The 11,103-nt window shown below is 74.4% G+C and carries 8 protein-coding genes; 7 read left to right on the top strand and 1 reads right to left on the bottom strand.

All coding sequences use genetic code 11. The features are described 5' to 3' along the window. Positions 1-5 precede the first annotated feature (5 nt). Complete coding sequence (locus tag ACIQUQ_RS32745; protein WP_403983358.1) at positions 6-2,333, top strand: MMPL family transporter; 2,328 nt, start codon at positions 6-8, stop codon at positions 2,331-2,333. Continuing rightward, positions 2,330-2,851 carry an LmeA family phospholipid-binding protein gene (locus ACIQUQ_RS32740; protein ID WP_403983356.1) on the top strand — a complete coding sequence of 174 codons (522 nt, stop codon included), beginning with the start codon at positions 2,330-2,332 and terminating at the stop codon, positions 2,849-2,851. The genes ACIQUQ_RS32745 and ACIQUQ_RS32740 overlap by 4 nt, the downstream gene beginning before the upstream one ends. A gap of 9 nt (positions 2,852-2,860) precedes the next feature. Here ACIQUQ_RS32740 and ACIQUQ_RS32735 read toward each other — a convergent pair whose 3' ends face one another. Continuing rightward, positions 2,861-4,768 (bottom strand): hypothetical protein, encoded by a 1,908-nt coding sequence (locus ACIQUQ_RS32735; protein WP_403983354.1) that lies wholly within the window; start codon positions 4,766-4,768, stop codon positions 2,861-2,863. Positions 4,769-4,967: 199 nt separating this feature from the next. On the opposite strand from ACIQUQ_RS32735, the gene ACIQUQ_RS32730 reads away from it, so the two are divergent. The 5 genes from ACIQUQ_RS32730 to ACIQUQ_RS32710 are packed head-to-tail and all read left to right on the top strand — an operon-like array spanning position 4,968 to position 10,904. After that, a complete protein-coding gene (locus ACIQUQ_RS32730; protein ID WP_403983352.1) occupies positions 4,968-6,308 on the top strand; it encodes an ABC transporter substrate-binding protein in 1,341 nt (446 codons plus the stop codon). After that, on the top strand, positions 6,305-7,234 hold the full coding sequence (locus tag ACIQUQ_RS32725; protein WP_403983350.1) for a carbohydrate ABC transporter permease: 930 nt from the start codon (positions 6,305-6,307) through the stop codon (positions 7,232-7,234). The genes ACIQUQ_RS32730 and ACIQUQ_RS32725 overlap by 4 nt, the downstream gene beginning before the upstream one ends. After that, complete coding sequence (locus ACIQUQ_RS32720; protein ID WP_403983348.1) at positions 7,231-8,088, top strand: carbohydrate ABC transporter permease; 858 nt, start codon at positions 7,231-7,233, stop codon at positions 8,086-8,088. The genes ACIQUQ_RS32725 and ACIQUQ_RS32720 overlap by 4 nt, the downstream gene beginning before the upstream one ends. A gap of 3 nt (positions 8,089-8,091) precedes the next feature. Further along, on the top strand, positions 8,092-9,909 hold the full coding sequence (locus tag ACIQUQ_RS32715) for a glycoside hydrolase family 36 protein (protein ID WP_403983346.1): 1,818 nt from the start codon (positions 8,092-8,094) through the stop codon (positions 9,907-9,909). Next, complete coding sequence (locus ACIQUQ_RS32710) at positions 9,906-10,904, top strand: LacI family DNA-binding transcriptional regulator (protein WP_403983344.1); 999 nt, start codon at positions 9,906-9,908, stop codon at positions 10,902-10,904. The genes ACIQUQ_RS32715 and ACIQUQ_RS32710 overlap by 4 nt, the downstream gene beginning before the upstream one ends. Positions 10,905-11,103: the final 199 nt, after the last annotated feature.

Raw genomic sequence — 11,103 nt, 5'->3', positions numbered from 1 at the left:
CACCGTTGACGAAACCCACCGATCAGACCACCGCGTACATCAATGACGCCGACCGCGCCGACCGCGCCGACCGCGCCGACCGCGCCGACCGCGGCGCCCCGGGCCCGCGGCCGGGCCGGCCGCCCGGGCCCCCGGCCGCCGCCGCGCCGGCCCCCGTCGGCCTGCTGCACCGGACCGGCCGGGCCTGCGCCCGCCGGCCCTGGCTCGTGATCGCCCTCTGGCTGCTCGTCCTGCTGGCCGTCGTCGGCGCCGACCGCGCCTGGGGCGGGCGGTACGAGGACGACTTCAGCCTCCCCGGCACCTCCGTGCAGACCGGCGCCGAACTCCTCGACGCCCACGGCGGCCCCAAGGCCGCCGGCGTGCCCGCCCAGATCGTCCTCTCCACCGGCGGCGGAACCCTCGCCGCACACCGGGCGGCCGTGGGCACCGTCCGCGACCGGCTGGCGGGCCTGCCCGACGTGCTCTCGGTGGCGGACCCCCTCGCCACGCCCGGCGCCCTGACCGACGACGGCCGCACCGGCTACTTCACCGTCCGGTTCGCCTCCAGCCCGGCCGCCTTCGAGAAGACGTACGTCGACCGCGTCGACCGGGCCGTGGCACCCCTGCGCGAGGACGGCGTCACGGTCGAGTACGGCGGACCGCTCGGCCTGCTCGGCCGCCCGGGCGCCGCCGACCGGGCCTCGGAGGCCATCGGCGTCGGCACGGCGGTGGTCGTCCTGCTGCTCGGCTTCGGCAGCGTGGCCGCCGCAGCGTTCCCCCTGATCAGCGCCGCGGTCGGGGTGGCGGCCGGACTGGCCGCCCTCGGACTGCTCGCGGCCTGCTTCGACTTCGCGGCCGTCTCGCCCACCCTCGCCGTGATGATGGGCCTCGGTGTGGGCCTCGACTACTCCCTCTTCCTCGTCACCCGGCACCGCAAGCTGCTGCACTCCGTGCCCGACCCCGCGGAGGCGGCCGGCCGCACCGTCGCCACCAGCGGCCGCGCCGTCCTGGTCGCGGCCCTCACCGTGGCCGCCGCGCTCGCCGGACTCTTCGCCTCCGGCGTCGGCTTCATCGGCATGCTCGGCGTCGCCGCCGGGGTCACCGTGCTCACCGGCGCCCTCGCCGCGCTCACCCTCACCCCGGCCCTGCTGGGCCTGGCCGGACGGCGCATCGACCGGTTCCGGGTACGGCGGCCCGTGGACGAGCCGGACGGCGACGGCGACGTGTGGCACCGCTGGGCCGCGGTCGTCGGCCGCCGCCCCTGGACCTTCCTGCTGCTCGGCACCGCCGTGCTCGGCCTGCTCGCGGTGCCCGCCCTCTCGATGCGGCTCGGCCACGTCGACGCGGGCGCGTCGCCCTCCTCGTACACCGAGCGCCGCGCCTACGACCTGGTCTCCGAGGGCTTCGGCCCCGGCGCCAACGGCCCGGTCACGGTCGTCGTCACCCTGGACAAGGACGGTACGGACCCGGCCGGGCGCGCCCGGCTCGCCGACGGTCTGCACCGGGCCCTGACCGGCACGCCGGGCGTCGCCTCGGCCACCCCGCCCGCCCCGACCCCGGACGGCGCGCTGCTGGTCTCCACCGTCGTACCGGACGGTGCCCCGCAGGACCGGGCCACCGCCGACCTGCTGCACCGGCTGGAGGACCGCACCCTGCCGGAGGCGCTCGACCCGTACGGCGCCACCGGCTACCTCACCGGCCAGACCGCCGCCCAGCAGACCTTCCGGGACGTGCTCGCCGCGCGGCTGCCGCTGGTCGTCGGCCTGGTCGTGGCGGCGGCCTTCGTGCTGCTCCTGGCGGTGTTCCGCAGCCCGCTGGTCGCCCTGAAGGCCGGGCTGCTCAACCTGCTGTCGATCGGGGCCTCGTTCGGCGTGGTCGTCGCGGTCTTCCAGTGGGGGTGGGGCGCCGGGCTGCTCGGCGTGCACGAGAAGGTGCCCGTCGAGTCCTACGTACCGATGATGATGTTCGCGATCGTCTTCGGCCTGTCCATGGACTACGAGGTGTTCCTGCTGTCCCGCATCAGGGAGCACTGGCTGGTCAGCGGCGACAACCAGGAGAGCGTCGCGACCGGGCTGGCCTCCACCGCCCGCGTGATCACCTGTGCGGCGATCGTGATGACCAGCGTCTTCCTGGCCTTCCTGCTCTCCACGAGCACCGTGGTCAAGATGCTGGCACTCGGCCTCGGCGTGAGCGTGGTGCTCGACGCGACGGTGGTCCGGCTGCTGCTGGTGCCCGCGACGATGAACCTCCTCGGGCGGGCCAACTGGTGGATCCCGGGCTGGCTCGACCGGCTGCTGCCCCGCCTCGACCCCGAGGGTGCCGCCCACCCCGCCGCCGAGGGGGCGGGAGCATGAGCCGCACCCTGCAGGCGGCGCCCGCGCCGACGCCCGCACGGCGCCGGCGCCGCCGGGCCGGGTGGCTCCTCGCCGTGCTGACCGGCCTGACCCTGGCGGGCGTCGGGGCCGAGTCGGCCGCCACCGCCGCCGTCGAGCACCGCATCGAGGCGGCCCTGCGGCCCCGGCTCGGGGAGACCACGGCACGCCTTTCGGGCTCCGGCCTGGCCGCCCTCCTCACGGGCCGCGTCGACGCGGCGGACGTCAGCGGTGACCGGCTGCCCGTCGGGGACGGCACCGGCTCGGTGCGGCTGCACCTGGAGGGCCTGACCCGGGCCGGGGAGGGCGGTGCCGAGGTCGACTCGCTGCGCGGCACGGTCACCGTGCCGCTCGGATCGCTGCGCGGTCTGCTCGCCGGTGCCGGCGGGGACCGCCCGCGGCTGCCGCCCGGTCTCGTCCCCGGTGCCGTCCGGCCGGCGGACGGGGGCGTGGAGATCGAGGTCCGGGCGGACCGCCTGGCGCTGGGCCCCGGGCGGTGACGGAGGGGGTCAGCCCACCCGCGCCGTCACCGTCCGCCCGGGCGCGACCGTGACGGTGGCGTAGGTGTACGTGACCCCGTCGATCACCTTCGTACGGGCCGGGCGCGCCACCCCGTCCACCGTCACCGTGGCGTGGCGGCCGGGGAAGCGGGCCTCCCAGGTGTGGGCGGCGCCGCCGGAGACGTGCGTGAGGGCGGACGCGGTGGCGCCGTCGTGCCGCAGGGAGAAGCGGGAGCCGCCGACGGCCAGACCGTCGAGGGCCAGCCAGTCCATGCCGGAGGGCAGCCGGGACTGGGTGGTGAGCGTGTGCCGCGGCGCGTCGGGGGTGACGCCCATCAGGCCCTCGACGGTCTGGCCGAGGAGGGTGAAGGAGACCTCGGGGTAGTCGCCGTTGGTGCCCTGCTTGGTGTTGACGTGCTGGACGTCCTTGCGGTCGTAGACGTGCTTCATCCACTTCCAGGCGGTGTCGTTGCGGTTGTTGGCGAAGAAGGTGTCCGGCAGGTAGGTCAGTGCCTCGATGTTGGTGGGGCGGTCCGTGCCCGAGGCCTGCTCGTCGATGTAGTCGAGGTAGGCCTCGCGGCGCGGGCCGGGGTCGACGATCTGCTTCATGGGCATGAACCAGCTGTTCTCCTTGCCCCATCCGGTCAGGGCCCGGCCGTCGGTGGTGTAGCCGCGGACCATGTCGGCGCCGGAACCCGGGCCGCTCCAGACCGTGTTGTAGTACGTCTTGAGGTCCCGGGCCTTGCGGTCGTACCTGCCCGCCAGCACGCAGTCGCCCTTGGCGCGGGCCAGCGCGGCCATCGCCCGGTAGGCCTGGTACTGGGAGCCGATGCCGTCGCCGGCCTCCGCGAGCGGCTCGCCGCTCTGCTCGTTGTAGCTGGCGGTGCCCTGGAAGATGCCGCCGCCGGTGCCCTCCGCGACCTTCACCGCCCCGTTGTCCTTGAGGCCGTCGTGGAGGTCGACGAACTCGCCGGTGGCGTGCCGGTAGAAGTCCCACAGCTCCGGGTCGTCGAGGTAGGCCCGGTCGCCGCTCCAGCGGTACGCCTCCTCGGCCTTCTGGACCAGCTCGAACGGGGCCGGCACCTCGCGGACGAAGGTCGAGGGGTTGCGGTAGTCGATGGACAGGTAGGTGCTGTCGTCGAAGTTGAACGCCCAGACGGGGTAGTACTTGTGCTGCTTGGTCGCGGAGCCGGCGAAAGCGGTGAGCATCGCCCTGTTCTCGGCGTGCAGGCCCAGGACCCCGGCGCCGGCCAGCTGGTGGGCCGTGTCGCGGGAGTAGAACCCGGTGCGGTTGGCGTAGCCGGCCCAGTACGAGGGCGCGTACGTGCCGGTGCCGTCGCCGCCGGGCTGGCGCTCGTCCACGTTCAGCGGCCCGCGCGTGCCGGGCAGGTGCACCCAGCTGTTCGCCTTGCGCTTGGCCCAGTCGAACATCTCCACGATCCGGGGGTCCGAGGAGCGGACGGTGGGACCGGCCGGTGACGCGGGCGAGAGCATCACGTCGTCGGCGTTGACCCAGCCGTCGCCCGACTCGAAGCGGATCTCCAGCCGGTCGCCCGCGGCCAGGGGGATCCGGCTGAGCGTGTACCGGCGGTAGTTGGCGGAGGCGGGCAGCGTCAGCGCGGCCCGTTCGGTGCCGTTGACGCGGGCGGCGTACCGGCCGTTCGGGCCGCCGGTCGCGATCCAGGCGGAGACGTCGTACGCGCCCGCGGCGGCCGCGGTGACGGTCTGGGAGACCGTGCGGCCGGGCCCGGCGTCGAGGTAGGCCAGCCGGCCGCCGCCGTGCGGGTAGTTGGTGGCGACGCCGGTCCCGGGGCCGAACTCCCAGCCCTCCGCGCCCTGTTCGAAGCCGGGGTTGAGGACGGCGAGCGGCGCCAGCAGGGCGAGCGCGGACAGCAGGGACACGGGGGACGGTGGCACGGGCTCTCCCGGAGGGGGTGGCTGGGGCGGGGCGGGCGGCACGCTAGCAAGCGCGACGGACGGCTTGCAATGACTCTGCCGAAAGTTGGTTGCTGCTTGGACTGAAAACTTTCAATGAAGTCTTGTAAGTCGACGGAGGGGCGTGGTTGAGTTCCGGCCGTCAGCGAACGACCGCCGTGGCGAACAGGAGTGGCCCGACATGGAGTTGAACCGTCGAAGCGTGCTGCGGATGGGCGGCGGCCTCGCCGCCGCCCTGCCCGTGCTCACCGCCTGCTCGGGCAGCGGCGGCGACGCCGGAGGCGGCCACGCGGGGGAGCGGGGCAAGGGCGACATCACGGTCTGGTCCTGGCAGGGGCCGGCCGCCGAACTCAAAGCCCTCGTACCGGAGTTCAACAAGCAGTTCCCGGACATCCGGGTCACCGTCGAGGACATCGGCAACCCGGCCATCTGGGACAAGATCACCACGGCGCTGGCCGCCGGCGGCCAGGGCCTCGCAGACGTGCTCCACATCGGCGTCGACTACCTGCCCGGCTACGTGGAGAAGTTCCCCGGCGGCCTCGCCGACCTCGGTCCTCTCGGCGCCACCGCCCACAAGGACGCCTTCGCGCAGGGCCTCTGGGCGACCGTCAGCCCCGACGGCAAGCGCGTCAACGCCCTCCCGTGGGAGGCGAACTCGGCCGGCTTCTACTACCGTGCCGACCTCTTCGAGCGGGCCGGCGTCGACGTCGCCGCCCTGGCCACCTGGGACGAGACCATAGAGGCCGGCAAGCGCGTCAAGGCCAGGACCGGCGCCCACCTCCTCGGCATCGACAAGCCCGCCTCCCAGCCGGACGCCGCCAACTTCTTCCAGATGCTGCTCCAGCTCCAGGGCGCCTTCTACTTCGCCCTCGACGGCACCATCACCCTCGGCTCACCCGAGGCCGTCCGGGCGATGACCCTCATCAAGACCATGAACGACGCCGGCCTCGTCAGCGACCTCGCGGGCGGCTGGAACGCGCTGATGAGCTCGCTGAAGAAGGGCACCAACGCCGTCCAGCCCCTCCCCACCTGGTTCGGCGGCATCATCGAGGAGCAGGTGCCCGGCGAGGCCGGCAAGTGGGGGGTGCGCCTGCCCCCGGCCGTCCGCCCCGGCGGCCCCACCGCCGCCACCGTCAACTCCACCCACCTCGCCGTCGCCGGCAGCAGCAGGCACCAGGCCGCCGCCTGGACCTTCGTCGAGTACGTCCTCACCCGGCCGGCCTCCCAGGTGCGGATCTACCGCGGCAAGGGCATCGCCCCCGCTCTGATGAAGGCCTACGACGACCCGGTCTTCCACGCCCCCTCGCCGTTCTTCGGCGGCCGGAAGAAGGGCGAGGTGTTCCTGGCGGCCCTCAGGGCACCGCAGTCCGCCACCAACTACACCGCCGACTACGCCCGCGCCCTCAAGCTCGTCACCGACGCCCAGACCAAGGTGCTGCTCAAGGGCGCCGAGCCGGCCGAGGTACTGGGGGAGGCGGCCGACCGGCTCGGCGAGCAGACGGGCCGCAAGGTCCGCTCATGAGCGCCGCACTCACCGCCCCCTCCACCACCGCCACGCCCGCCGCGGGCGCGGGTGCGGGCCGCCGGCCGCGCCGCCGCGGGCGCGCCGCCCCGTACCTCTTCGTCCTGCCCGCCCTGGTGCTCTTCGGGGTCTTCAAGCTCTACCCGATCGGCCGGTCCTTCCTGCTCAGCCTGTACCGCAGCACCGGCGGCACGGAGCGGTTCGCCGGCGCCGCCAACTACACCCGGCTGCTGAACGACCCGCTCTTCTGGACCGCCCTCAAGAACACCGCGCTGATCCTCGCCGTCCAGGTCCCCGTGATGCTCGCCCTCGCCACCGGGCTCGCCGTCGCACTGGACTCCCGCCTGCTCCGCGCCCGCGCCCTCTTCCGGCTCGGATTCTTCCTGCCCATGGTCACCGGACTCGTCGCCTACGGGATCATCTTCTCGGTCCTCCTCAACCAGGAGTACGGGCTGGTCAACTGGCTGCTCGGACTCGTCGGCGGCGGCCCCGTGCCCTGGCTCACCGACCCCCTGTGGGCCCGCGTCTCCCTCGGCCTCGCCCTCACCTGGCACTACACCGGCTACAACGCCGTGATCCTGCTCGCCCGGCTCCAGACCGTACCCGCCGAGCTGTACGACGCCGCCGCCGTCGACGGCGCCGGACCCTGGGCCGCCTTCCGGCACGTCACCCTGCCCGGACTGCGCCCCGCCCTGCTGCTGACCGCCGTACTGTCCACCATCGGCACCCTCCAGCTCTTCGACGAGCCGTACGTGCTGACCGGCGGCGGACCCGACAACGCCACCCTCACCATCGGCGTGTACCTCTACCAGAACGCCTTCAAGTACTTCGACTTCGGCTACGCGTCGGCCATCGCCTACGCCCTCACCGTCCTCATCGGCCTGCTCGGCCTGATCCAGTTCCGGGTCCTCGGGGAGCGCCCGTGACCACCGCCCGCCGTCCCGCCCCCGGCGCCCCGGCCCGCCGCCGCGCCGGCAGCCTCCTGCTGACCTCCGCGCTCGCCCTGGCCCTCGCCGTGGTCGCCGTGCCCTTCGGCTGGCTCGTGGTCGCCGCGACCCACAGCTCCCGCGAGATCTTCGACAGCCCGCCGCCCGTCCTGCCCGGCGGCCGGCTGGCAGAGAACCTCGCCGCCCTGGAAACCGCCGCCGGCTTCGGCCGCGTGGTCCTCAACTCCCTGGTCAACGCCACCCTCTACACGCTGTTGGCCGGCGCCGTCTGCACCCTCGCCGGGTACGGCTTCGCCACCTACCGCTTCAAGGGCCGCGACGCCCTGTTCGCGCTGGTCATGCTCGGCCTCGTGGTCCCGGCCCAGGTCACCCTGGTACCGCTGTTCACGATGATGGCCGACCTCCGCTGGCTCGACACGCCCCAGGCGGTGATCCTGCCCCACCTCGCCCTGCCCTTCGGCATCTTCCTGATGCGCCAGTCCATGGCCGCGCTCCCCGCCGAACTCCTCGACTCCGGGCGCATGGACGGCTGCGGCGAACTGCGCCTGTTCTGGCGGGTCGCCCTCCCGCCGATGCGGCCCGCCCTCGCCGCCCTGGCCGTCTTCCTCTTCCTCTACCAGTGGAACGACTTCGTCTGGCCGCTGATCGTCCTGCGGGACGGCGCGTCGTTCACCATCCCGGTCGCCCTCGCCTCCCTCCAGGGGCTGGACGAGACGGACTACGGCGCGATCCTCGCCGGCACCTCCGTCGCGGCGGTCCCGATGGCCCTCGTGTTCCTGGCGCTGCAGCGCCACTTCGTATCCGGCCTGCTCGCCGGCGCCGTGAAGGAGTGACCCGTGCAGTCCCAGTCCCACGCCCGGTCCGACGCCCAGTCCCACGCCCAGTCCCAGCGCCAGGAAGCCGAGCCCGTCACGACCGCCCTGCTGCCGCCCGCCCCGTACGCGCCGCTGCTCGACCAGGTCTCCCTCGCCGTCCGCGCCCCCGGCGCCGCCACCCCGCCCCGCTGGACGCTGACCGAACTCCCGGACGGACCGCACCTGCTGGAGGTCAGGGCCGACGGCGCGCCCGTCGAGATCCGCTTCTCCGTCCCCCTCGGCAACGCCGCCGGCTACTGGCACCCCCAGGGCGGCTGGCGGCGCACCCTGCTCGCCGACTGGGCCGGCCGGTCTCGTGTCTCCCTCGTCGACGGACACGCCGCCGGCTGCCTGTACGACCACTCCGGCGCCACCCTCCTCACCTTCGCCGCGGCCGACCCGGTACCCGAGGCCGCCCTGCGCTTCGGCGTCTCCGAGGAGAACGACACCCACGTCGTCCACCTCGCGCTGCCCGCCGCCGACACCCCCCACCGGGTGCTGCTCGTGCCCCGCGCCCCCTCCGTCGCCACCGCCCTGCGCACCCTGCGGGCCTGGTTCGCCCGCGCCTTCCCGCCCATGCCGGTCCCCGACGGGGCCCGCATCCCCGTCTACTCCACCTGGTACGCCTTCAACCAGGACGTCAGCGCCGCCGCCGTCGAGACCCAGGCGGCCCTCGCCGCCGGCCTCGGCTGCGGGGCGCTGATCCTCGACGACGGCTGGCAGCTCGGCGGCCACGGCCGCGGCTACGCGCGCTGCGGCGACTGGCGCCCCGACCCGGCCAAGTTCCCCGACTTCACCGGACACGTCGCCCGGGTACAGGCCCTCGGCCTCCGCTACCTCGCCTGGGTGGCTCCCCTGCTGCTGGGCACCGACGCACCCTGCCGCGCCACCTGGGACCCGTACGCCCCCGAGGCGGCCGGGGCGCCCGGCGCGCTGGTGCTCGACCCGCGCCGCCCCGAGGTGCGCCGCCACGTCGTCGCCGTGTGCACCGCACTGGTCCGCGACCACGGCCTCGACGGCCTCAAGCTCGACTTCCTGGAAGAGGCCCGGGCGTACGCGGGCGACGGCCGCGGGGACGTGGGCCGGGCCATGACCGTCCTGCTCACCGAGTTGCGGGACGCCCTCACCGCAGTGCGCCCCGACGTCCTGCTGGAGCTCCGCCAGCCGTACACCGGACCCGGGATGACCCCGTACGGCACCATGCTCCGCTCCTTCGACTGTCCGGCCGACGCGACGGCCAACCGGGTCCGCACCCTGGACACCGCCCTGCTCGCGGTCGGCGGAGCCGTCCACTCCGACATGCTGATGTGGTCGCCCGGCGCGCCCGTCGAGGCGGTGGCCCGCCAGCTGATCGGCGCCTTCCACGCCGTACCGCAGGTCTCCGTGCGCCTGGACCGGATCCCGGAGGCGCACCGCGCGGCGCTCGCGTTCTGGCTCGGCCGGTGGCGCCGGAACCGAGAACTCCTGCTGGACGGCGAGGTCGAGCCCGGCCGCCCCGACACCCTCTACCCCCTCGTCCGCGTCACGGCGGGGGACCGGAGCCTGGTGAGCGTGCACGGCGACCTCGTGGTGCCGGTCGACCTGGCCGCGTACCGGACGATCGAGCTGGTCAACGGCTCGGACCGGGACCGGCTGGTGCTGGACGTGCGCGGCGGCGGGGTGCCCGTACGGGTCGTCGTCCATGCCCCGGACGGCCGTATGATCGGGGACGCTCCGGCCGTCCTGCCGGAGGGGCCCAGCCCGCTGGCCGTGCCACGCGGCGGACTGGCGTCGCTCACGATCACGGAAGGACCGCGATGAAGGTCGGCATCACCGACGTCGCAGCCCGCGCGCAGGTCAGCGAGGCGACCGTCAGCCGGGTCATCAACCGCCGCCAGGGCGTGTCGAAGAAGACCCGGGACGCCGTCGAGCAGGCCATGGCCGAGCTGGGGTACGAGCGCCAGACCCAGGGCCAGCTGGTCGCCGTGGTCACCGGCTTCGTCTCCAATCCCTTCTTCGCGGACGTGGCCGAGCGCATCGAGTCGGCCCTCGCGCCGCACGGCCTGAAGACCGTGCTCTGCCCGGCCTTCCCGGGCGGCGTGCCGGAGCCCGAGTTCATCGCCGCGCTGGTTGACAAGGGCGTGGCCGCCGTCGTCTTCCTCTCCGCCTCCAACACGCTGGAGGGCGCGGACACCGACACGTACGAGATGCTGCGCCAGCGCCGGGTCCCGTACGTCGGCATCAACGGCGTCTTCGCGGACGGCGTGCCCACCCCGGTGTTCTCCACCGACGACGTGCTGGCCGCCGAACTGGCCGTCGACCACCTCCACCGGCTGGGGCACCGGCGGATCGGCATGGCCTCCGGCCCGTCCGGCAACCACCCCGCCGACCGGCGGGTACGCGGCTTCCTGGAGGCCATGGCCCGGCGCGGCATCGAGGACGCCGGGCGCTGGGTGATCCGCCAGTCGTACTCCGTCGAGGGCGGCCAGGCGGCGGTCGCCCCGCTGCTGGCCCAGGGCGCCACCGCGATCGTCGCGGCCAGCGACTACATGGCGCTCGGCGCGATCCGCGGGATCAGGCGGCAGGGGCGCTCGGTGCCCGACGACGTGTCCGTGGTCGGGTACGACGGCTCCGCCATCACCGAGTTCACCGACCCGCCCCTGACCACGGTCCGCCAGCCCGCCGACCGGCTGGCGCTGGAGGTCGGGCGCAGCGTGCTGGCGCTGGTCGGCGGGCGCGAGGTGCCGGACGGCGAACTGCTCTTCGACCCGGAACTGGTCATCCGCGCCACGACCGCCCCGCCGCCGGGGGAGTAGCGGCCCCGGGACCGTTCCGCGCGGCAGCGGCCCAAAACGCCCACCCGCGGTCAATCCGCTCCCCGGCCCGGCCCCCTCACGGTTTCGGCCAGCCGTCCGATTAGGATCACGCCATTCTCAGTGGGGGGCCACCGGGCGGTCCGGCGCGCACGCGCCCGGTCCGGCACGCCCTCCCGCGCATCCGCCCCGGAGGGCCCGC

Source organism: Streptomyces sp. NPDC101118 (genome assembly GCF_044759445.1).
Taxonomy (GTDB): domain Bacteria; phylum Actinomycetota; class Actinomycetes; order Streptomycetales; family Streptomycetaceae; genus Streptomyces.
Note: the sequence above shows the minus strand (reverse complement) of the source record. Positions and strands in the feature narration are given on the sequence as shown.